Source organism: Kitasatospora cystarginea (genome assembly GCF_039533515.1).
In the GTDB taxonomy this organism is placed as follows: domain Bacteria; phylum Actinomycetota; class Actinomycetes; order Streptomycetales; family Streptomycetaceae; genus Kitasatospora; species Kitasatospora cystarginea.
In genome coordinates, this window is sequence record NZ_BAAATR010000008.1 from 31,103 (window position 1) to 53,726 (window position 22,624).

The window sequence follows — 22,624 nt, forward strand, 5'->3', positions numbered from 1 at the left end:
GCCCCGGGGTCGCGCGACCGGGGCCGCGCGACCGGCCGCACACTACCGTGACGGGCTGATCGCACGGCTCTTCCCACACCGGGACGCCGCGCTCCGCTGACGGCGCGCCGGAGTCTTCCTGGGGCGCGCTGCCCGCACAGCCCTTCCGCCTCGGGGCGCCGCCACGCCCCGGGGCGCTGTTCCGCCCGACCGCTCGGCTCAGTGGGCGTCGAGGTGGCTGAGGTCGTTCCAGACCTCCACCGCGGGCAGGCCGTACTCCCAGGAGAGGACCGACAGCGCCGCCGTCCCCAGCTTGAAGCGCTGGGCGTACTCGGGCGCCAGGCCGAGCCAGCGGGCCGTCAGGATGCGCAGCAGGTGGCCGTGGGCGAAGAGCAGCACATCGCGGTCCGCGCAGTGCATGGTGGTGGTGTCGGGGTGCGGGACGCCGTGCTCCTCGTTGAGTCCGGCGATGAAGGCGTCGACCCGGTTGGCCACGTCGGAGAGCTTCTCACCGCCGGGGACGCCGTCCCGCCAGATCAGCCAGCCGGGGTGGTCGGTGGCCCTGATGTCCTGCCCGGTGCGACCCTCGTACTGGCCGTAGTCCCACTCCATCAGCTCGGGGCGGTCCACCGCACGGTCGCCGAAGCCGGCCAGTTCACAGGTCTCCCGGGCCCTGGAGAGCGGGCTGGTGTAGACGACGGCGTCCGGCAGGCCGTTCCACGGCGCCTTCGCCAACCGGGCCCCGAGGGCGCGCGCCATCGCGCGGCCTTCCTCGGTGAGCGGGATGTCGGTACGGCCGGTGTGCCGGCCGGTGGCCGACCACTCGGTTTCGCCGTGCCGAACGAGCACGATTCGAGCGGGCATGGGGGAACTCCTCGCAGCTGGGGTGGCGGTTAGCCAGGGTGGGTGCGGCCGGGCTCGCCATCGAGTCGCCGGGGACCATGATCCCCCACCTCCGGGCCGGCGTCCGGCAGCGGCCCGCGACCACCCGCCCCACCCCGGTGGTTCGCCAACGTCCCACCCGCTCCGCGAGAGTGCACGCGCCTTCCGGCGGGCGCGCCGCGCCGCCACGGACGGTGCCGTGACAGCGGCCACCCGGCCCGCGCGCCCATGACGAACCCCGTGCGGACGATCCAAAGTCCCCTGCCGGGCGACCGCGCACCGCCCACCCGGACCCGGCCGCCCGGACGCAGCCGCCGCGCCGGCCCGCCCCGCAGTGCCGGCATCGCGTGGAAAGCAGTGGAAAGCAGCGGCCGCACCGGATTTGTCAGACCCGGATGCGACACTGGGCCGCACCATGAACGTCTCGACCATCGGGCAGGCAGAGCCGCTGGCACAGCGGCTCTCCGAGCTGCGCGGCCGGGCGCCGCAGCGCAGCTTCGACGCCCGTGCCCTCGCCGCGCTCGCCGCCAACCCGGGCTGCCGCCGCCGCGCCGTACTCGACGCCGCCGGGGTGGACAAGGCGGCCGTCGCCGGGCACCTCGGCCATCCGGCGCCCTTCGGTCAGTCGCCGTTCGCGATAGCGCGCGGCAATGTCTTCGAGTCCCGGCTCAAGGAGAACGGCTACGCCGCGCTGCTCGAACCGCTGCGCCGGCGGCTCGGGCTGCCGCCGGACGCGACCGCGCTCGCGGTGCCCGACCTGCTGCCGCGTTCCGCCCCGGCGGTCCGGGCCGAGCGCACTCGCGAGGTGCTGGCCGAGGCCGCGGCCGCACCGGGGGCCTGGACCTTGCTCGACCACCCGATGCTTCGGCTGACCGTGGCCGGCGGCCCGGCGTACCTGGAGCCGGACGCGGTGGTGGTGCACGACGGCCGCTGCACCGTCGTGGAGATCAAGTCGTTCCCGGTCCTGGACGGCTCCGCCGACCCGGCGAAGGTCGGGGCCGCGGCCCGGCAGGCGGCGGTGTACGTGCTGGCGCTCCAGGAGGCCGCGGCCGCGGCGGCCGGGCAGCCGGTGGACGACTCGCCGTACGCGGAACAGAAGCTGCCCGGCAGCCCGGAGTCGAGCGTGCTGCTGGTCTGCCCGAAGGACTTCGGCAACCGTCCGACGGCCGTCGCCGTGGACATCCGGCGCGAGCTGGCCACCACCCGCCGTCAGCTCGACCGGCTCACCCGGGTCGAGGAGCTGCTGGCCGCGCTGCCGTCCGGAACCACCTTCGACCTGGCCCCGGACGAGGCCGGCTGCCTCACCCGCCCTGTCGGTGAACTGGCCGCCGCCCTCGAGGCGTTGACCGCCGCATACAGCCCGGACTGCCTCTCCAGCTGCGAACTCGGCTTCCACTGCCGCGCGCAGGCCCGCTGCGCCGACTCGGTCGAGCAGCTCGGCCGTACTGTCCGGGGCGAGCTCGGCAGCCTGCGAACCGTCACCGAGGCACTGGCCGCCGCGGCGGGCCGGGGTGCCGGCGAGCCCGCCGACGCCGACGGTGCCGAGCAGGCCGAGGCCGCCGCCCGGCTCGCGCACGCCGCCGCGCTGCGCGCCGAGGCCCTGGGCAGGAGCGCTGGATGACTCCGTACCCCGCCGCGCTCGAGGCCCCGCACCGGGCCGGGGCTGTCAGGAGGTCCACCCGATGAGCCTGTTGAGCACCCTGGCCCGGCTGGAGGCCGTCCGCAGCGGCCGGGCCGAACCGCTCGCGACCGTGCGGCACCGACACCTCTCGCAGCGCCCCATGGTGCTGGTCCCGTTCGCCGCCGCCGGTGAGTCGGGGGCGCCGCTGGCCATGCTGCTGGGCACGGACCGGGCCGCACCGCACCTGCACATCGTTCCGCAACCGCTGAACCGCACCCAGCGGTTCGACTTCCTCGCCCGGGTCGCCGCCGACCTGCTCCCCTACCTGGAGTCCTTCGGTACCGAGGTCGAGCAGATCGAGGGCTCCGAGAAGGACTCGGGGACCGGCGAGAAGACCCAGGTCCTCCGGGAACTCTGCACCGACGCACCCCAGTTGATCGTCCCCAACGGCGCGTCCGTCCAGCACCTGTCCCTGCTCGGCCGGTCCACCAGGTTCCGCCGTACCGCCGAGGACGCCGACCCGGGGCTGTACCCGGCGCCGACCCAGGTCCCGCTGCTGGGGCGCTGGTTGACGCATCTCACCGAGCGGGCCCAGGTGCCGGGATCGAGCCTGCTGCTGTCGATGACGGCACTGCTGGCCCGCCACTGGGCGACCGGCCAGAGCCACCTGGAGGACCAGCACCTCGCCGCCCAGCTGGCCTGGCACCTCCCGCGCCCCGGCCTGACCGGCGCCGAGACGGCCCTGCTCGCGGAGACCGAGCGGGACGTCCACGGGCGGCTCACCCATCCGCCAGCCGGGCCGGTCACCGATCCGCGCTTCGACGAGCTGCTGCTCGCCCCCGCCATCAACCGCCACGACTCCGCCCTCGCCGCCCTGGCCGGGCTGCAGCAGGCGCCGGGCCGGCCGGAGCAGGTCGAGCAGGCCCGACTCCACGTCAAGCAGGCGTCGGAGCAGCTGCGCTCGGTCCTCGAACAGGAGCTGCTGCCCACCTGGCGGGACGTCTGGCGCGGCCTCGACCTGCTGTACGCGCTGCCGCCGGCCGCCCATCTCGGGGAGCGTTGGGAGTCCGACCGCTGGTCCTACACCGGCCACCGGGACCGGCTCGCCGCCGGGGAGCCGCCGCAGCCCCGGCAGGACGACGCGGTGACCGCCGCCCGCAAGCTCGCCCAGCGCGAGCGCGAGCAAGCCAGGCTGGCGGTCCAGGAGGCACTGGACGACCCGCTGGCGATGGCCGAACACCGGCTGGCGGGCGAGGCGTTCGCGGGCACCGTGGTCGGGGTGGCCTTGGACTACGACACCTCCGGCCGCTCGCCCAAGCCCCGCCCGCTGGTCACCGTCCGCACCGACGACCGTCCGCACGCCGATCCGGGCCGCGAGGTGCACCGGGCAGGGGGGTCCCCCCGGCCGGAGGCTGGTGGAGGACCGGTCGCGCAGAAGGCCGTGATCGTCGAGTCCGACCCGGCCGGCGGCACCGTCACGGTCCGGGTGCTGTCCGGGATGGGTCGGAAGAAGGAGCCCGAGCCCGGCAGCCTGCCCGAGCCCGGCGAGCAGATCGTCTTCACCCTGTTCGAGCTGACGTCGCGCCAGTCCGCCCCGCTGCCCGAGCCGGACGACACCCCTTGGACACACGGTGGACCTCCAGGCGCCGCCGATCATTCGCTCACCGCTGCCGAAGAGTGGGAATGACCGACACCATGACCCTCGACCCGGGCTCCACAGCCGTCCCCGGCAAACCATCGGCCCTCTCTCCCGGCGCCGCGGCGGACGCCGCCGTGGCCAGGATCCTGGCCGCCACCGTCCGCCCGGCCCCCGGTGCGCCGCGCGGTGTGGTGGTGGACTCGCCCCCCGGCGCCGGGAAGTCGACGCTGGTGGTGAAGGCGGCGAAGGAGCTGGTCGGCGCGGGTGAGCGGCTGATCATCGTGGCCCAGACCAACAGCCAGGTGGACGATCTGGTCGACCGGCTGGCCGAGAAGGGTCCCGAGCTGAGCATCGGCCGGCTGCACGCGAGCGACTCCCGCCCGTCGCCCGAGGCGCTGCGCCACGGCAACGTCACGCCGTCCGACAAGGTGGGCACCCTGCTGGAGCACGACGTGGTGATCTCCACGGCCGCCAAGTGGCAGTGGGTGAAGACGGAGGCGCCGTGGCGGCACGCGATCGTGGACGAGGCGTACCAGATGCGCTCGGACGCGCTGCTCGCGGTGGCCCGGCTGTTCGAGCGGGCGCTGTTCGTCGGCGACCCTGGTCAGCTGGACCCGTTCACGGTGGTCGGCACGGACCAGTGGGCCGGGCTTTCGTACGACCCGTCCAGCAGCGCGGTGGTCACGCTGCTGGCGCACAACCCGGAGATCGAGCCGCACCGCCTGCCGGTCTCCTGGCGGCTGCCCGCCTCGGCGGCGCCGCTGATCTCCTCGGCGTTCTATCCCTACGCACCGTTCCGCTCGGGCACCGGGTCCGGCGAGCGGCGGCTGACGGCGGCGGTGGCGGCGGACGGTTCGGCGTTCGACGCGGCGATCGACGAGGCCGCCGAGAGCGGCTGGGCCCTGCTGGAGCTGCCCGCCCGGCACACCGTCCGGACGGATCCGCAGGCCGTCGCCGCCGTGGGGGCGACGGTCCGGCGGCTGCTGGAGCGCGGTCTCACCGCCCATTCCGAGCAGGGCTCCACGCCGCTGACCCCCGGCCGGATCGCGGTCGGCACCGCCCACCGGGACCAGGCCTCCGCCGTCCGCACGGCACTGGCCGGGCTCGGCGTACCGGTGGATCCGGCCGCCGGTCCGGCCGTCACGGTGGACACCGCCAACCGGCTGCAGGGCCGGGAGTACGACGTCACCGTGGTGCTCCACCCGCTCTCCGGCCGCCCCGACGCGACGGCCTTCCACCTGGAGACCGGCCGGCTGTGCGTGCTGGCCTCCCGGCACCGGCACGCCTGCATCGTGGTCGCCCGCGCGGGCATCGCCGAGGTCCTGGACGAGCACCCCGCGACCGAGCCGGTCCAGCTCGGCGTCACGGTCAAGTTCCCGGACGGCTGGGAGGCCAACTACCGGATGCTGCAGCACCTGGAGGAGCACCGGGTCCGGCTGTGACCCGGGGCCCCGGCGGGGGCGGTAGGTGTCCGGGGTGTCGGCCGGGGCGATCGAATTCGCCACCCCGGCGTGCGGGCCGGGAATAGCGCTCTGCTCTCACACCGTTCCGCTACCGGCCGCCGCCGAGCGACAATGGACGGCGGCCGATACCGGTGGCCCATACCGGCCGCCCGTGCCACGAGGCAGCGAACCGCCCCACACCCCGGAGGTGTCCCCCCATGCCCGATCGCCACTCGCCGGTCTCCGGCCAGAGCGGCCAGCACGTCCCGAGCGGCCCCACCGAGCCGGCCGTACCGGGTCCGGGCACCCCCGTCCGCCGGCTGCGCCCGGCCCACCTGCTCTTCGAGCCGCAGGCGAGCGAGCCCGAACCGGAGCGCTTCTTCGACCTGGAGGCCATCGAGGACCCGTCCGAACTGCTGCGCCGCGCCACCGAGTTGACCCTGGCCTTCAGGGCCGCGGCCGAACGCGCCACCGACTTCCAGGCGATCGCGGCGGCACAGCTCGCCGACACCAGGCGGTTCGACGCGCTCTCACCCGCCGAGATCGCCGACCAGGCCGACTGGACACCCGACTACGCGGCGCGGATGGTCGAGTACGGACAGACGCTGCTGAAGCAGCAGGCCGTGGGCGAGCACTGAGCCACCCCGCCGTACCCACGGCTACACCGGCGGCACCCTCCGGCGCCCCTTGAGCCCCACCGCCCGTCGCGGCAGGCTCCGCCCCAACCGGTGTAGCCAGTGGCATATGCAGGCGGGAAGGGTACGCCTGCCGGGTCGGCACTGTCCGGCGAATGGGGCTTTTCTTCCGCACGGGGCGGTTCGGCGGTCAGGCTGCTGCACGTGGACATCTGGACCTATCAATCCGTGGAGTACGTCACCGTCGCCGGCGAGGCGTGGCTGGCCTCGGCGAGCGAGTACCCGCGCAGCATGCGGGCACTGTGGCAGTCCCGGCCGTGGGCGCCGTCGGTACTGCCGTGCGGACGGGTCTTCGACGTGATCAGCATGCCCTCGCTGTTCGGCCGCCGGGTCCTGGACGAGCTGTGGGCGTCCGGCCCGGGTTGCGGGCCGGTGGCACTGTTCCGCGGGCGGACCCTGCTCTTCGTACAGCCGGGCGCGGCTCCCCGGCTGCGGACGCTGCTGGCCTGGGAGGAGTGGGCCCGCGAGGTGCCGCCGCTGCTCTGCCACGGGGCCGGCGACGCGGTGACCGTCCCGCCGGTCCAGCGGATGGTGGACGCGCCCGACTCCCCCGGCCAGGGCGCGGGCCGCTGGATCGTGGCGCCGGACACCCGCGAGCCGTGGCTGCCCGGCGCCGCCACGGTGCTCTGGGCCTGCGTCCGCGCCTCCAGGGGGCAGGCCGCCTGCGACGGCCCGCTCCCGGCGCCCGCGGACCTGGACGGCGAGCCCGACCCCCTGCCCTCGGCCTGAACCCGGACCGGCCGGTATTCGATTTTGGTTCCGCCCGGGGCCACTGCTAGAGTTTTCTCTGTCAGCAGGCGCCGCTAGCTCAGTTGGTTAGAGCAGCTGACTCTTAATCAGCGGGTCCGGGGTTCGAGTCCCTGGCGGCGCACAGACAGTCGGAAGGCCCCTCGCAGCAGCGAGGGGCCTTCCGGCGTTTTCGGCCACCGGCAGCCCCTGCAGTGGGCCGCCGTGAACCGGCGGCCCACCCGGGAGGGCGGTCAGCGGCCGCGCAGCGAACGGTAGTTGGCCACCAGAGCCGCGGTGGAGCTGTCAAGCTGCTCCGCTCCCGCACCGGTCAGGAGCACCGGCTCGATCCGCTTGGCGAGCACCTTGCCGAGCTCGACGCCCCACTGGTCGAAGGAGTCGATGTTCCAGACCGCACCCTGGACGAAGACCTTGTGCTCGTACAGCGCGATCAGCTGGCCGAGCACCGACGGGGTGAGCTCAGCGGCCAGGATGGTGGTGGTCGGGTGGTTGCCCTTGAAGGTCTTGTGCGGGACCAGCTCGGCCGGGACCCCCTCGGCGGCGACCTCCTCGGGGGTCTTGCCGAAGGCGAGCGCCTGGGTCTGGGCGAAGAAGTTGGCCATCAGCAGGTCGTGCTGGGCGACCAGGCCGGGCCGCAGGTCGGCGACCGGCTTGGCGAAGCCGATGAAGTCGGCCGGGATGAACTTCGTGCCCTGGTGCAGCAGCTGGTAGTAGGCGTGCTGGCCGTTGGTGCCGGGGGTGCCCCAGACCACCGGGCCGGTCTGCCAGGAGACCGGGTTGCCCTGGCGGTCCACCGACTTGCCGTTGGACTCCATGTCCAGCTGCTGGAGGTAGGCGGTGAACTTGGACAGGTAGTGCGAGTACGGCAGCACCGCGTGCGACTGGGCGTCGAAGAACTCGCCGTACCAGACGCCGAGCAGCCCGAGCAGCAGCGGGACGTTCTGCTCGGCCGGGGTGGTACGGAAGTGCTCGTCGACCAGGTGGAAGCCGTCCAGCATCTGGCGGAAGTTGTCCGGGCCGATCGCGATCATGAGCGAGAGGCCGATCGCGGAGTCGTAGGAGTAGCGGCCGCCGACCCAGTCCCAGAACTCGAACATGTTCGCCACGTCGATGCCGAAGTCGGCGACGCCCCGGGCGTTGGTGGAGAGGGCCACGAAGTGGCTGGCGACCGCCTCGGTGCCGCTGTTCAGCTGGGTGAGCAGCCAGTCGCGGGCGGAGACGGCGTTGGTGATGGTCTCGATCGTGGTGAAGGTCTTGGAGGCCACGATGAACAGGGTCTCGGCGGCGTCCAGGTCGCGCACCGCCTCGTGCAGGTCGGCGCCGTCCACGTTGGATACGAAGCGGACGGTGAGGTCGCGCCGGCTGTAGGAGCGCAGCACCTCGTAGGCCATCGCGGGGCCGAGGTCGGAGCCGCCGATGCCGATGTTGACGATGTTCCTGATCTGCTTGCCCGTGTGGCCCTTCCACTCGCCGGAGCGGACCCGGTCGGCGAAGGAGGCCATCTTGTCCAGTACGGCGTGCACGGCGGGGACGACGTTCTCGCCGTCCACCTCGATGACGGCCTCGCGCGGGGCGCGCAGCGCGGTGTGCAGGACGGCCCGGTTCTCAGTGATGTTGATCTTCTCGCCGCGGAACATGGCGTCCCGCAGCTCGGCGACACCGGTGGCCTCGGCCAGCTCCCGGAGCAGGCGCAGGGTCTCGTCGTTGATCAGGTGCTTGGCGTAGTCCACCCTGAGGTCACCGACCTGGAGTGCGTAGCGGTTGCCGCGCTCCGGGTCCGCCGCGAACAGCTCACGCAGGTGCTGTTGCCCGATCGCCTCCCGGTGCTTGGCCAGTGCCGCCCACTGCGGCAGCCGGTCCAGCGGGGTACGGCCGCCGACAGGGTTCTCCGTCATTGGTTGCTCCTTGACTCATCCGGTTTCTTGGATACCGGCAGGGCCCAGCGGGGAGGGTTGCGCGAGGGTCTGGCGGTACGGGGTGCTGTGTGCGCCGACTCCGTTGACGGCCTGCCCCGGCACAGCCTACGCGCCCGACCGGCCCGTCTGGCGCGGCGTCACCTGCGCCTCGGAAACGCCGTCACCTGCACGTCGCCGAGGCTCCGCCGGGCCGTCACGCGGGCATCCACCGCGGCGTCATACCCGCCTGCTGCGCAGGTCGAGGCCGCGCATCACCCGGTCGACGATCTCCGGGTCGGCACCGACCTCACTGCGGGCTGCCAGCACCTCGCGGCGGGAAGCGGCGATCATCTCCTGCTCGACCGCGGCCGCGGCCCGCCACTGGCTGGCCCGCAGCCGGACCTCGGCGGCTTCCTCCTCCTCGTACTTCTCCGGGCAGAGTCTGGCCAGCCGGTCGTGCTGGCGGTCGCGCAGCCGCTCGGCGACCTCGAGCGGCAGCCGGCGCTCCTCCTCCAGCTCGGCCAGCCGGTCCAGGCCGGCCTTCGCCGCCCGCCACCACATCTCCCTGAGTTCCCGCTCGTGCCGGTCGTGGCCGGCGTCCAGGTGGAGCAGGCGAACCAGCCAGGGCAGGGTGAGGCCCTGGACCAGCAGGGTGAACAGCACCACACCGAAGGCGATGAAGACGATCTCGCTGCGGCCGGGGAAGCCGCTGCCGTCGGCCAGCAGCAGCGGCACGCCCAGCGCCAACGCGACGGTGGCCACCCCGCGCATGCCCGACCACCAGAGGACCACGGTCTCCTGCCAGCTGATCGGGGTGTCCTCCTCCCCGCGGCTGACCCGTTTGGAGATCCAGGCGGCCGGCAGCAGCCAGACCAGCCGGACCAGTAGCACGGTGGCGATCACCCAGGCGGTGTCGCCGAGCATGCCGTACCAGCGGCGCCCGACGTCGGCGAGCACGGTGGACAGTTCGAGCCCGATCAGGCCGAAGGCGACCCCGGTGATCAGGATCTCGACGATCTCCCAGAAGGCGTTGCCGACCAGCCGGTAGGAGACGTCGTCGGCGCCGGCGGCCCGGTCGGCGAGGTAGAGCGCGCAGACCACCACGGCGAGCACGCCGGACCCGTGCGCCTCCTCCGCCAGGACGTACGCGGCGAACGGGACGAGCAGGTTGAGCGCGACCTGCTCGGTGGGGTCGTCCAGAATTCCGGCCAGCCTGGTGTTGAGCCAGCCGAGTGCGATGCCGAGGACCACGGCGACCACCGCGGAGAGGATGAAGCGCAGCACCGCGTGGACGGCTGAGAAGTCACCGCTGACCTGGGCCTCGATGGCCAGCGAGTAGATCACGATCGCGGTGACGTCGTTGAACAGGCCCTCGCTCTCCAGCATCGCCACCAGCCGGCGCGGCAGGCCGATGCTGCCGGCCACCGCGACTGCCGCAACCGGGTCGGGCGGGGAGATCAGGGCGCCGAGCACGACCGCTGCGGCAAGCGGAAGGGCGGGGGCCTGCCAGTGCAGGACGCCCGTGACCGCCGCCGTGGTGATGACCACCAGGGCGACGGCGAGCAGCAGGATCGAACGGATGTTGGCCCGGAAGTAGCGCACCGAGGAGCGTCTGGCCACCGCGAAGATCAGCGGCGGCAGCACCAGCGGCAGGATCAGCTCCGGCTCGACCTTCACGTTGGGGATCTGCGGCACCAGGGCCATCACCAGCCCGACCACCGTCATCAGCACCGGCTGCGGAACGCCGGTCCGCCGCGCCACCGGGATGGTCACGATCGAGGCGAGCAGCACCACGAACAGCAGCGACAGTTGGTTCACCGATTCAGCATAAATCTGACAAACCGTAGTTTTCGGGTCCTGCATCCGGAGCCTGCCCTTGATCTCAGGCGCGCTTCACCGTGCAGGTCGGGGCCGTCCCGGGGCACGGACGCACGGACATGCCGCCATCGGCTTTCGACGCGCCCGGCGGCCCGAGGCACCGCGGGCGGCCGGATCCCACCGCCCGATCGGGGACGGCCCCGTCCGGCGCAAGGCCGCGATCACCCCGTGGTCGGCCGGTTGACACCCGGCGTTCGGGGCCGATTAGGACTTCGGGCCGCTGACCAGGTAATGTTCTCTTCGTCAGCAGGCGCCGCTAGCTCAGTTGGTTAGAGCAGCTGACTCTTAATCAGCGGGTCCGGGGTTCGAGTCCCTGGCGGCGCACAGACAGTCGGAAGGCCCCTCGCAGCAGCGAGGGGCCTTCCGGCGTTCTCGGCGGCGGGTTCCGGTGCCGCTTGTCATGAGGCCGGGACTCCCGCCCCGACGCGCCCGGGACGGGCCGTCCCGCCTGCTTCCAACGACCTGACCGCGGCGGTCTCCTGGCGCACCGTCCACGCCGTCGGCCGACCGGAGCACGGGGAGCAGTCCCGGTTGCGGCCCGCAGCAGCCCACCGAAGCATGGAGTGGTGACCGCGCCCGGCTATCTGAGGTTTCCCCATCTGCACGGCGGCCTGCTCACCTGCACCGCCGAGGACGACGTCTGGGCCGCCCCGCTCGCCACCGACGGTACGGTCGGCCGGGCGTGGCGGGTCAGCTGCGACCGGACCAGGGTCAGCCACCCCCGGCTCTCCCCCGACGGCTCCACCATCGCCTGGACCAGTTGGCAGACCCTCACCCCCGAGGTGTGGACCGCGCCGACCGCCGGCGGCGAGGCCGTCCGGCTCACCTACTGGGGCAGCCAGGACACCCGGGTGCGCGGCTGGCTGCCGGACGGCGAGGTTCTCGCGGTCACCTCGTACCACCAGCCGTTCAGCCACTACACCTGGGCGTACGCGCTGCCGCCGGACGGTTCGCCGGGCCGCCGGATGCCCTGGGGGCCGGTCAACGACGCCCAGGTCGGGGCCGAGCACACGGTGCTGCTGACCGCGGCCGCCCCGCACGAACCCGCCTCGTGGAAGCGCTACCGGGGCGGCGCCACCGGCCGGCTCTGGCTGGACCGCACCCAGCTGCTGCCCGACCACGAGGGGCACCTCGCCTCCCCGATGCCGGTCGGCGACCGGATCGCCTTCCTGTCGGACCACGAGGGCGTCGGCAACGTCTACTCCGTCCGTCCGGACGGCACCGACCTGCGCCGCCACACCGACCACGCCTCGTACTACGCCCGCGAGGCCACCACCGATGGAACCCGGATCATCTACCAGCACGCGGGCGATCTCTGGCTGCTGGAGAGCCTGGACGCCCCGCATCCGCACCGGCTCGACGTCCCGCTCGGCGGCTCGCGGGCCGGGCGCCGGTCGTACCAGGTCAGCGCCGCCCTGCAGGTCAAGGACCTGGTCTGCGACGCCACGGGCCGGGCCGCGGTGGTCACCGTGCGCGGCAGCCAGTACTGGCTGAGCCACCGGGACGGCCCCGCCAGGGCACTCGCCGACAGACCCGGGGTGCGGACCAGGCTTCCGGTGATGCTCGGCCACACCGGCCAGGTGGCCTGGGTGACCGACGCCGAGGGCGAGGACGCTATCGAGATCGCCGTACTGCCCGCGCCCGGCCGGTCCGAGGACGGCCCGGACGGCCCGTGGGCCGCCGCGCCCCGCCGGATCGCCGCCGGCCGGATCGGCCGGGCGCTCGAACTGGCCGCCACCCCCGACGGCCACACCCTGGCGGTGTCCGCCTCGGACGGGCGCCTGCTGCTGGTCTCGGCCGTCGACGGCGCTGTCCGCCAGGTGGCCGCCTCCTCCTACGGGCCGGTGAGCAGCCCGGCCTTCTCGCCGGACTCGCTCTGGCTGACCTGGTCGCAACCGGTGGCCGGGCGCTCGCTGCGGAGCATCAAGCTGGCCCGGGTGGATGCGCCCGAGCACGTCGTCGAGGTGACCGGCGGACGGTTCGAGGACGAGCATCCGGTGTTCACCCGGGACGGGCGGTTCCTGGTCTTCCTGTCCTGGCGCGGCTTCGACCCGGTGCACGACGTGCACACCGGGGACATGTCCTTCCCGCTCGGCTGCCGCCCCTATCTGGTGCCGTTGGCGGACGACACCCCGTCACCGTTCGCCGCGGCCGCGGAGGGACGGCCCCCGGTCGGCCTCGACCCCGGCATGGCGCGGGGCGACGGCACGGTTCGGGTGGATCCGGCCGGACTCGCCTCCCGGCTGGTGGCCTTCCCGGTGATCGCCTCCAAGTACTCGGCCACGGCGCCGGTGCGCGGCGGCGTGCTCTGGCTGCGCTGGCCGATCTCCGGTGCGCTGGGGCAGACCTTCGCCAACCCCGCCGACATCTCGGGCCGCCCGTCGCTGGAGTACTTCGACCTGGCGCACGGCGTCCGCAGCACCGTGGTGGACCGGCTGGACGGCTTCTCGGTCTCCGGCGACGGGAGCGCCGTCCTGGTGTACTCGGGCGGTTCGCTCACCCTCCACCAGCTCGGTTCGGCCGCGCCGCCGCTCTCCGTCGACCTGCGCCGCATCACGCACACCGTGCACCCCGCCGCCGAGTGGCGGCAGTCGTACCGGGAGGCGGCCAGGATCGTCCGCGACCAGTTCTGGGACGCCGACATGTGCGGCCTGGACTGGCCCGAACTGATCGCCCAGTACGAGCCGCTACTCGAACGCATCGCCAGTCCGGACGACTTCGCCGACGTGCTCCGCGAGCTCCTCGGCGAGCTGGGCACCTCGCACGCGTACGTCACCCCGTCCCGGCGCGGCGAGGGTCCGGCGCCGGTCCAACAGCCGTTCGGCCTGCTGGGCGCCAACGTCCATCGGACGCCGGACGGGCGGTGGGTGGTGGACCGGATCCTGCCCGGCGAGTCCTCCGATCCCCGGGCGCGCGCCCCGCTGGCCGGGTTCGGCCTGCGCGACGGCGACGAGCTGCTGGCCGTCGACGGGCGGCCGCCCGACCCGGTGCGCGGGGTGGGGCCGCTGCTGGCCGGCACCGGAGGCAGCAGCGTCGAACTCACCTTCCGCAGCGGGCCGCAGAAGCGGGTACGGCGGATCGCGGTGACCCCGCTGACGGACGAGCGGCCGATCCGCTACCAGGACTGGGTGATCAAACGCCGTTACCTGGTGCGGGAGTTCAGCGACGGCCGGTGCGGCTATCTGCACATCCCGGACCTCGGCGGCTCCGGCTGGGCCCAGTTCAACCGCGACCTGCGCCGTGAACTCGACCGCCCGGCGGTCGTGTTGGACGTCCGGGGGAACGCCGGCGGGAACGTCTCCGAGCTCGTCCTGGAGAAGCTCAGGCGCCGGGTGATGGCCTGGGACTTCAGCCGGGGCAGGGAGCCGGTCCGCTGGCCCAGGGACGCGATGCGCGGCCCGATGGTGGCACTCGCGGACCACGCCACCAGCTCGGACGGGGACGTCATCATCACCGCCATCAAGCTGCTCGGGCTGGGCGCGGTGGTCGGCACCCGCACCTGGGGCGGGGTGGTCGGGATGACCGGCCGGCATGTGCTCGGCGACGGGACCGCGATCTCGGTGCCCAAGAACGCGTCCTACTTCCTCGGGGGCATCGGCTTCTCGGTGGAGAACTACGGGGTCGACCCGGACGTCCAGGTGCTGCGCTCCCCGCACGACTGGGCCAGGGGCGAGCACACCGAGCTGGTCACCGCGGTCCGGATGGCGATGGACCTGCTGGAGGACCACCCCGCCACCGTGCCGCCGCCGCCCGACGTACCGCGACCGGACCTGCGGCGCCCGCCGCTGCCGCCGCGCTGAGCCCCGACCGGGCCGAGGGCTTGGCGCCAGAAGGGGCATGGCACAGCGGGGCGCGCCCTGTCCGGTCGGGTGCGCCCCGCTGTGCGCTGGTTGGCCGATGGGACAGATCGGTCCCACCGGTCGGTCCTGGGTCGATCAGTCCCAGGGGTCGCCCTCGGAGGTCATGTCCGAGGCGCGCCTCTCGTCCTGCTCCTTGAGCTCCGCCGCCCGCTGGGCCTCCTCGCGGGCCCGCTCGGTCTCGGCGCTGTAGGCATCGGAGGCCTCGTCGTGGGCGAGAGCCTCACGCTCGTGGGCGAGGGCGGCGCGCTCCTGCTGGCTCTCGTGGTGCTGGTGGGCCTTGCCACGCAGCCTGTCCAAGATGCCCATGTCTCCTCCTCGGGTCCTGATCGGACGATGGGCCTCCCTCACTGTCACACTACGCCGCCGGGTATGCCACCGGTGCGGCCCCGGCTCCGCGCCGCTCCGGGCGGTGGCAAGGGATCCGGCCACTGCGGCGCCACGGCCGCAGGGGCGCGGGGCGGGGCACTCGGGCGGGCGGCCGTCCGGGGTGTCAGCAGGGTGCCGAAGGTACGGGGGATCGAGCCGCCCTCGCCAGGGTCGATCGCACCGACGGCAGGGCCGATGGCAGCCGGGGACGGGATTCGATGGCGCCACCCGGGTGGGCGGCCCACCGCGCGGTGCTCGGCGCGCCTCCCATGACTGGTGACTGCTCAGGATCGTGCGAGCTTGAGCTCCCAGGTCCCCGGGGTCCTCACCACCAGCAGACCCGGCCCGTCCACGGACTCCGTACGACGGAAGGTCCCCAGGCCGTGGGCAACCATGCGGCCCGCGTCCCCGGACCAGTCGATCTCCACACCGCCCTCGACATCGGACTCGTCGACGAACCGGACCTCTCCGTTCTCCCCGGGCTGCCTCAGGTGCGCGGTGAGGCGCAGGCTGCCGGACTCGGGGCACAGCAGCACCTCAGGGCCCTGGCCGCGCAGGCTCCCGGTCAGCGGGCGAGCGTCGCGGAGCGGGCGGAAGCGCAGCGACCACTGGCACTTGGGCTCGGTCTCGATCCGGACGTGCGTCCGCTCAGCCGGCACCAGCTCCCGACCCCGGTAGGGGTCCGAATCGCTGAAGAATCGCTCCTCCGTGGTCTTCGCCCCGGACCGCGTGATCAGGGCCAGCTTCTTGTAGTCGGCGCCCTCGCACACCAGGTCTAGCAGGGCGGCCTTCCCCGGCACCGGCCGGTCGATCACGATCTCGGCCGGTCCCCGCCCCTCGTAGTAGAAGCGATCGGGGGTGAGCCCCGGCCGCAGGTCCCACTCGGACTTCGCGAGTTCCTCCGGCGTGATCAGCTCCAACGGCACCGGCCGACCGGCGAGGAGGGCTTCGAGGCGCAGCACTGCCACCCGGCCGGTCCCGACGGCGCCCAGCACCCGCTTGAGCCTCTCCCGCTCCAGCCCCCGGGCCGCCTCCACCGCCCGCTCAAGCGCGGCCTCCGCCTTGCGGTACTCGGCGAGTACGGCGGGGTCGGGCGTCGCCGCCCCCGTGTCGACCGGAAGTGCGGCCAGTTGGTCGCGGAACTCGCCGATCACGGCTTCCGCGTCGCGGAGTTCCTGGCGACGGACCATCAACTCGTCGAGCGAGGAACGGCCTTGTTGCAGGATCGAGGCGATGGACTGCTGCCGACCGGACGCACCGGCATCATCCCGGACCCGCACGGCGGCTTTGAGCGCCGCCTCGGCCTTGCGACGCGCGGCGAGTTCGGCCGGGTCGGCATCGGCCGTGAGCGGGTTCGCCAGCACGAGGTCCAGGTCCACGCTCAGCGCGTCGATCTCCAGCCGCAACTCCTCGGCGAGGCCGCTCGTGGCGCGTCGGCCCTGTCTCACCGGAGCCGGCGCCTTCACAGGATCTGGTGCCGACGGCTGCACCGCGGTGGCGAAGTCGCCATCCGCCGCCGCATGCCCTTCTGGCCGGGAGACACGTTTCGTGCCGACCACGAACCCCGCCACGGAACCGGCCGCAAGGAGCAGGCCGATGACTATTCCGCCGATGAAAGAGCCGAGCAACGTTCCCCCAAGGTGGCAGCGCCGCAAACCCACGAGATCGGCCGGAGCCCACAGGAGCGGACGATGACGACGCGACCTCGCGCTGGTCGACGATCCCACGGATCCGATCAGCTCGGGACCAAAAACCCGCAGACCGGCCCGCCGAGGCGGCGATCGCCCTCCGACCCCGCGGAACGGGCGAGGCCCCGAAAGCACTCGCTCTCCGCGCGACCACCCGTGCGGCGCGTCAGGCCGCCACGGCAAGCCGGCGAGGCGTCAGGGGCGGCCCGCTCCGGACCGCCCTCCACCCGTCTCGTCAGGATGCGTCCGGGACCCGGCCGAAGAGCCGGCCTGCGAGGTCGACGCCCACGACGGCGCCGCTCTCGTCGCGGGTGAAGAAGCCGCGCTGTCCCTTCAGACCGCCCCCGGTGAGGATGTACTCGTCGCCGTCACCGGGCAGGAAGCCCATGGCGGCCGCCGGGTAGTCCGGGGGCATGTCGGCGTCCGACGCCTCGCGGATCTCCGGCTTGATCCCGACCGCCAGCGTGAGCCGGTGGCCGTCGGCGGCGATGTCGAGGTTCATGGCGTCGATCTCGTAGCGCCCGACGACCTCCCGCGCCCGCGCCTCGTCGTGGGGAACCGGCTCCGGCTCCTGTTCGACCACGCCGAGGTAGTGCTCGAGCGCCCAGCGAGCCACGGCCTGGTTGAAGAGGTAGCCGTCCGGGCCGGCGTTGGCCAGGGAGACCACCGCGAAGTCCCGTTCGGGCACGATGAGCAGCTCGGCGAACTGGCCGTTGCCCGAGCCGCCGTGCCCGATCGTGTGGACACCGTCCACCTCGCGCAGGAACCAGCAGATGCCGAAACCGTCACCGAGCGAACTGGCACGCAGCTCGACCGTCCGGTCCCGCATGCGGCGCAGCGCCTCGGCGGAGAGGACGCCGTCCCCGCTGCCGAGATGGAACCGGGCCCAGCTCAGCAGGTCGCTCACCGAGGAGACGATGCCCCCGCCGGGGTTGTTGCCGCGTTCGCCGGCGCGCCACGACTTCCACGGCTGCGCGGGTCGCATTGTCCCGTCCTCGCCGCGGTTGTACCCCACGGCGAACCGCCGGACCATGACCTCGTCCAGGTCGAAGAAGGTGTTGGACAGCCCCAACGGCTCCAGGACCAGCGCGGCCACGGCCTTCTCGTAGGTCAGGCCGGTGACCTTCTCGATGATCCGCCCGGCCAGGTTGTAGCCGGCCTGGCTGTACGAGGCCCGGGCACCGGGCGGCGCGATCATGTCCAGCTCGGCCAGCTTCGCCACGAAGGCGGCCAGGGACCCGTCCCCCTCGTCGGCGTCGACCAGGTTCCAGTCCAGCCCTGCGGTGTGGTTGAGCAGGTTCAACACGGTGATCTCCGCCGCGGCCCGCTCGTCGGCGAGTTCGAGCTCGGGAACGTACCGGCGCACCGGCGCGTCCAGCTCCACCCTTCCTTCTTCGACCAGGCGCATCAGCGCGGTCGCGGTGAAGGTCTTCGTCGTCGAGGCGATGTGGAACAGCGTCCTCTCGTCGACCGGCAGCGGGTTGTCGAGGCTCGTCACGCCGTGGGACGCACGGATCTCCCGGCCGCCCACCAGCACCCCGACGGACACGCCCGGGATGCCGAACTCCCCGGCCGTCGCTTCGACGAACTCCGACAGCTTCTCCTGCGACATCGTTTCCCCCTCGGAGACTTGAACTAAGTACGGCTCTGACCCTAGGGGCACTCTTGAACTAAGTGCAAGTATCTGGCTGAACTTAGTTCAACTAAACTGGCGGTCATGCCACGAGACATCCTGACCGCAGACCAGATCGTCCGTGCCGCCATCGAGCTGCTGGACGACGAGGGACTGGACGGCCTCAACATGCGCAGCCTGGGCAAACGGCTCGGCTCGGCCGCCACGGCGATCTACTGGCACATCAAGACCAAGGACGACCTGGTCCGACTGGCCGGCGACGCGATCTGGGACGAGGTGGAACTGCCGGATCTCGCCACCACCGACTGGCGGACGGCCGCCACGGCCATGGCCACCGGCATGCACGCGATGCTCACCCGGCACCCGTGGCTCGGGCAGGCGTTCGGCAGCCATCTGCACTACGGCCCCGGCAAGGCCCGCCACGACGACCACAGCCTCGCCGTCTACGAGAAGGCGGGATTCACCGCCGCCGACGCGGACCGGGCGGCCGCCACGGTGTTCATCTACGTGCTCGGCAGCGCCCTCGCCCCCGCCGCGCAGGTCTCACTGACCCGGCGGCTGGGCAAGAACGGCGGCGACGTCGAACAACTGCTGACCGACACCATGACGCGGGCCACCGAGATCGCCATGCGGTTCCCGCGGCTGCGCGAGCGCCTCGACACCACCGCCGCCACCGACTACTCCGCAGCACCCGACAGCAGCTTCGAGTTCGGCCTCCAGGCCATCCTCGACGGCTTCGAGGCCCGCCTCGCCGCCGGGCGGCGCAGCAGCGAGTGAACGGCGGCGGCAGGCCCGACGGCCTCCGAGGCTTGTGACTTCAGGAACCACCCGTATGGCGCGTCAGACTGCGAGGGCTCGCCCTGTACGAGTCGTGGGGCTACCGGGCCATCAACCGGACGCAGCCGAGCCCGGACGCGCCGCCGCTGATCGCCATGCTGCGCCGCTGCAGGCCCTGACCGTCGCATCCACCCGCCGCTTCGCCCCCCGCGCCCGCGACCGGCAGCCGCACCGACTCCGGCCCCCGCCCCGCGAGTTCGCGGACAGGGGCCGGAGTCGGGCAGTGGTCGGCTCAGCCGGAGACGCTCGGGCTACCGGTCTCCAGGTGACCCGTGAAGCGCTGGGACCAGGTGGAGTCGGAGCTGACGGTGACGGTGAAGTCGTACCAGCCGTTGGTGTAGGCGACGGCGTTGAAGTAGTCGCTGGTGCTGCCGCCGGGCTGGACGGTGTAGGTCCAGGGGCCGTCGGTGCGGTAGGCGTTGGAAGCGATGGTGAAGGTGACCGGGGCGCTGTCCGCGTTGTCGAGCCTGAACCAGACGGCGAGCCGGCCGGTGTCGGGGGCGGGCGCGTACGAGGCGGTGACGGTGACCGACTTGCCGGGCTTGGTGGCGTCGCCCTGGAAGCGGCGCAGGAAGCGGTTGGGGCCGATGACGCTGAGGTCGTACGCGCCGTTGCCGAAGTTGGTGCCGCAGTTGAAGAAGTCGCTGGTGTTGCCGCCCGGGTCGACGGTGTACTGCCACGGGCCGCCGCTGCGGTAGGCGTTGGCGTAGGCCGCGAAGTGCGCCGAGGTGGCGCCCGGGGCGCCCTCGTTGGCCATCTTCAGCCAGACCTTCATCACACCGCCGGAGCCGAACTCCAGGTGGTCGAGGTTGGCACCCGGCTGGTAGGGCAGGGCGCGGGCCGGGCGGGTGCCGGGCTCCTGGGCGGGGAGCGCGTTGTTGCTCGGCGAGGGGTTGAACTGCGGGCCGCAGGTGGCCAGGCCGATGGTCTGCGAGGTGTCCGGCAGCGAGGGCATCCCGTACACCGGGTTGGCGAAGTCGAAGACGCCGGTGAGGTCGCCGCAGACCTTGCGGCGCCAGTCGCTGATGTTGACGCAGCCGGCGGGCGAGCCGATGGCAGCCGTCCAGACCTCCAGGAAGCGCAGCACCGAGGTGTGGTCGAAGACCTCGGAGTTGACCCAGCCGCCGCGGCTCCAGGGCGAGATGGCTATCAGTGGGACCCGGAAGCCGAGGCCGATGTTGGTGCCGTTGTAGAACTCGCCGGGGGTGCCGGCCGGGGCGACCGGCGGCGGGACGTGGTCGAAGAAGCCGTCGTTCTCGTCGTAGTTGAGCAGCAGGATGGTGGAGTTGAAGACGTCCGGGTCCGCGTTCAGCGCGTCCATCACCATGTGCACGAAGTGCGCGCCGTCCTCGGGGGTGGCGTACGGGTGCTCGGAGGACTGCTGGTCGGCGACGATCCAGGAGACCTGCGGGAGGGCGCCGGCCAGCACGTCGGCCCTGATCGCGGCGGCGATGTCGTCCGGGGTCCTGCCGGTGACCTTGGGAACGGAGCCCATGCCCTTGACCGCCAGCGCGCTGCCGGCCGGGGCGCTCGCGAACTGGTTGAAGTACGCGAGGGCGTTGTCACCGAAGTTGTCGGCGGCGTTCTGGTAGACCTTCCAGCTCACCCCGGCGTTCTCCAGCGCCTCGGCGTAGGTCTGCCAGTGGAGCCCCTTCTCGTCGCCGCCGTCGTACGCCGGGCCGCCGGCGGTGCCCGCCGGGTCGATCATGCCGCTCCAGTGGTAGGTGCGGTTGGGACCGGTGGCGCTGAGGATCGAGCAGTGGTAGGCGTCGCAGACGGTCCAGTTGTCGGCCAGCGCGTAGTGGAAGGGTATGTCGGAGCGCTGCAGGTGGCCCAGGGTGCGGTCGGTCCACTTGGCGGACACCCAGGAGTCCATCTTGCCGCCGTTCCACGCCTTGTGCTGGTCGGACCAGGAGTGCGCGAGGTCGCCGTTGCACTGGGCCTTGATCTCCGCGCCGGAGGTGGCACCGGAGTCGGCGGCGTTGAAGGCCCACGGGTACTGGCGGGAGAACAGGCCGTTGGGCTGGTTGAAGACGCTGTAGCCGCCGGCGATCTGGATGGCGCTGCGGTCGGCGAAGCCGCGGACGCCCTTGAGTGTGCCGAAGTAGTGGTCGAAGCTGCGGTTCTCCTGCATCAGGATCACGATGTGCCGGGCGTCGGTGATCGTGCCGGTGGTGCTCAGGCCGGCACCGGTGGCCGCCGCAGCGGACGGCGCGTCGGCACCGGCCACCGTTCCGGCGACCGCCGCACTCGCCGCCGCACTGGCGGACAGCGACATGAACTTCCTACGACTCAGCTCAGCCATCTGGGGCCGACCGTCCCTTCAGTCTCGATGTTGTGCACACACGTTGTGTCCACGCCACCGATCGTGCAGCATATCTGCGCAGGTCCGGGGGCCCATGGCCGTGCAGCAAGGATTGTCGGACTGTTCAGCCTCGCTTCGCCCGGCTGAGCAGAAGTGAACGGGTTGTCAGCGGTCCTTGACGGTGATGCCCAGCGCCTGAGCGAACTGCGGAGCCAGTTCGAAGAGCTGGGTCGTGGAGATGAGCGCTCCGCGCAGCCCGTCCGGTCCGTCCGCGAGGCCGAGCCGGACGGCGCCGCGCAGGTCCACCTGGCGCAGCTGCGCGCTGCCGAACCGGACCTCCTCCAGGGTGCTGCCGGGGAACGAGACGTCGGTCAGCCTGGCCTCGCCGAAGTCCACGTCGCGCAGCAGGCAGTCCTCGAAGAGGACGTCGCGCAGCACGGCACCACGCAGGTTGACCGACTCCAGCTTGCAGCGGCGGAAGACCACCCGGCGCAGCGCGGAGCCGTACGCCGAAACGCCCGCGAGCACCGTGCCGAGCAATTCGCTGTCCTGCCACTCGCTCTCGGGCACCGCGACCGCGACCCAGCGGCTTCCCTGCACCCAGACCTCGTTGAAGCCGGCCTGGCGGAACTTGACGCCACTGAACTCGACGCCGGTGAAGGCGCACTCCAGGAAGCTCGCGCCGCCCGCGGCCTGGTCCTGGTAGCAGCCGCCGTCGAAGTGGACGGTGTCGTAGCGCTCGTCCCCGCGGAGCGGACCCGTGTGCGGGCGGAGCAGGTGACCGTACGGCAGGTCGGAGAGCTGTTCGTAGGCGGAGGGCATGGCTTCTCTTCTCCTCGGGACGACGGAACGGGCCATGCTCGCACGACCCGCCGACAAAGCACCCGAAGCGCGGCGCGCAGGCCTCAGCGGCCCCGCCGTGCACTGAGGGTGATCCCCGCGGCCACCGCGGCGGCGGTGACCAGCCCGGCCGCGAGGACCCCGCTGCTGCCCGCGAGGGTGCACAGCAGCGTGGCCGGCGCGGCGGCGGGCACCCCGGAACGGGCGGCGGACGCACCGCTGCGGCACGCCGTACGGGCTACTTCCAGCCGTTTTGCCCTGGTGTCAGCGACAGTTGACGGCGCAGTGCGCGAACCGGGTGACAGCCCGCCGGCTCC

Annotated in this window: 16 protein-coding genes and 2 tRNA genes; 9 read left to right on the top strand and 9 right to left on the bottom strand. The window is 72.6% G+C overall.

Going from position 1 to position 22,624, the window contains the following annotated elements:
• Nucleotides 1–198: 198 nt before the first annotated feature.
• Entirely contained in the window at nt 199–843 is a 645-nt protein-coding gene (locus ABD369_RS11480; protein ID WP_344636211.1) for a histidine phosphatase family protein, read from the bottom strand.
• 433 nt (nt 844–1,276) lie between these two features.
• Here ABD369_RS11480 and ABD369_RS11485 point away from each other — a divergent pair, with 433 nt between their 5' ends.
• The 6 genes from ABD369_RS11485 (at nt 1,277) to ABD369_RS11510 (ending at nt 7,129) form a co-directional block, all read left to right on the top strand.
• Nucleotides 1,277–2,482 (top strand): hypothetical protein, encoded by a 1,206-nt coding sequence (locus ABD369_RS11485; protein ID WP_344636212.1) that lies wholly within the window; start codon nt 1,277–1,279, stop codon nt 2,480–2,482.
• A gap of 61 nt (nt 2,483–2,543) precedes the next feature.
• Nucleotides 2,544–4,169 carry a hypothetical protein gene (locus ABD369_RS11490; protein WP_344636213.1) on the top strand — a complete coding sequence of 542 codons (1,626 nt, stop codon included), beginning with the start codon at nt 2,544–2,546 and terminating at the stop codon, nt 4,167–4,169.
• A gap of 8 nt (nt 4,170–4,177) precedes the next feature.
• A complete protein-coding gene (locus ABD369_RS11495; RefSeq protein ID WP_344636366.1) occupies nt 4,178–5,563 on the top strand; it encodes an AAA domain-containing protein in 1,386 nt (461 codons plus the stop codon).
• A 218-nt stretch (nt 5,564–5,781) separates the two neighbouring features.
• Nucleotides 5,782–6,201, top strand: coding sequence for a hypothetical protein (locus ABD369_RS11500; RefSeq protein WP_344636214.1), 420 nt, complete (start codon nt 5,782–5,784; stop codon nt 6,199–6,201).
• A gap of 201 nt (nt 6,202–6,402) precedes the next feature.
• Nucleotides 6,403–6,987 carry a bifunctional DNA primase/polymerase gene (locus tag ABD369_RS11505; protein ID WP_344636215.1) on the top strand — a complete coding sequence of 195 codons (585 nt, stop codon included), beginning with the start codon at nt 6,403–6,405 and terminating at the stop codon, nt 6,985–6,987.
• Nucleotides 6,988–7,055: 68 nt separating this feature from the next.
• Nucleotides 7,056–7,129 (top strand) — tRNA-Lys (locus tag ABD369_RS11510).
• 109 nt (nt 7,130–7,238) lie between these two features.
• Here the strand turns inward: ABD369_RS11510 and pgi are convergent.
• Nucleotides 7,239–8,900 (bottom strand): glucose-6-phosphate isomerase, encoded by a 1,662-nt coding sequence (gene pgi / locus ABD369_RS11515; RefSeq protein ID WP_344636216.1) that lies wholly within the window; start codon nt 8,898–8,900, stop codon nt 7,239–7,241.
• A gap of 237 nt (nt 8,901–9,137) precedes the next feature.
• A complete protein-coding gene (locus tag ABD369_RS11520) occupies nt 9,138–10,718 on the bottom strand; it encodes a Na+/H+ antiporter (RefSeq protein WP_344636217.1) in 1,581 nt (526 codons plus the stop codon).
• A 310-nt stretch (nt 10,719–11,028) separates the two neighbouring features.
• Here ABD369_RS11520 and ABD369_RS11525 point away from each other — a divergent pair.
• Nucleotides 11,029–11,102: transfer RNA gene (locus ABD369_RS11525), tRNA-Lys, on the top strand.
• 242 nt (nt 11,103–11,344) lie between these two features.
• Complete coding sequence (locus ABD369_RS11530) at nt 11,345–14,578, top strand: S41 family peptidase (protein WP_344636218.1); 3,234 nt, start codon at nt 11,345–11,347, stop codon at nt 14,576–14,578.
• A gap of 135 nt (nt 14,579–14,713) precedes the next feature.
• Here the strand turns inward: ABD369_RS11530 and ABD369_RS11535 are convergent, their stop codons facing one another.
• From ABD369_RS11535 to ABD369_RS11545, 3 genes are all read right to left on the bottom strand, one after another.
• Nucleotides 14,714–14,944 carry a hypothetical protein gene (locus ABD369_RS11535; RefSeq protein WP_344636219.1) on the bottom strand — a complete coding sequence of 77 codons (231 nt, stop codon included), beginning with the start codon at nt 14,942–14,944 and terminating at the stop codon, nt 14,714–14,716.
• 344 nt (nt 14,945–15,288) lie between these two features.
• Nucleotides 15,289–16,452 (bottom strand): hypothetical protein, encoded by a 1,164-nt coding sequence (locus ABD369_RS11540; protein WP_344636220.1) that lies wholly within the window; start codon nt 16,450–16,452, stop codon nt 15,289–15,291.
• A 475-nt stretch (nt 16,453–16,927) separates the two neighbouring features.
• Nucleotides 16,928–18,304 carry a serine hydrolase domain-containing protein gene (locus tag ABD369_RS11545; protein ID WP_344636221.1) on the bottom strand — a complete coding sequence of 459 codons (1,377 nt, stop codon included), beginning with the start codon at nt 18,302–18,304 and terminating at the stop codon, nt 16,928–16,930.
• A 105-nt stretch (nt 18,305–18,409) separates the two neighbouring features.
• Here ABD369_RS11545 and ABD369_RS11550 point away from each other — a divergent pair, with 105 nt between their 5' ends.
• Nucleotides 18,410–19,102 (top strand): TetR/AcrR family transcriptional regulator C-terminal domain-containing protein, encoded by a 693-nt coding sequence (locus ABD369_RS11550; protein ID WP_344636222.1) that lies wholly within the window; start codon nt 18,410–18,412, stop codon nt 19,100–19,102.
• Between the two features lie 292 nt (nt 19,103–19,394).
• On the opposite strand, the gene ABD369_RS11555 is transcribed toward ABD369_RS11550, so the two are convergent.
• The 3 genes from ABD369_RS11555 to ABD369_RS11565 form a co-directional block, all read right to left on the bottom strand.
• Nucleotides 19,395–21,467: a phosphocholine-specific phospholipase C gene (locus ABD369_RS11555; RefSeq protein ID WP_344636223.1), complete on the bottom strand. Its 2,073-nt coding sequence runs from the start codon at nt 21,465–21,467 to the stop codon at nt 19,395–19,397.
• Between the two features lie 165 nt (nt 21,468–21,632).
• Complete coding sequence (locus ABD369_RS11560) at nt 21,633–22,289, bottom strand: pentapeptide repeat-containing protein (protein ID WP_344636224.1); 657 nt, start codon at nt 22,287–22,289, stop codon at nt 21,633–21,635.
• An 83-nt stretch (nt 22,290–22,372) separates the two neighbouring features.
• Entirely contained in the window at nt 22,373–22,501 is a 129-nt protein-coding gene (locus ABD369_RS11565; RefSeq protein ID WP_344636225.1) for a hypothetical protein, read from the bottom strand.
• Between the last annotated feature and the right edge of the window lie 123 nt (nt 22,502–22,624).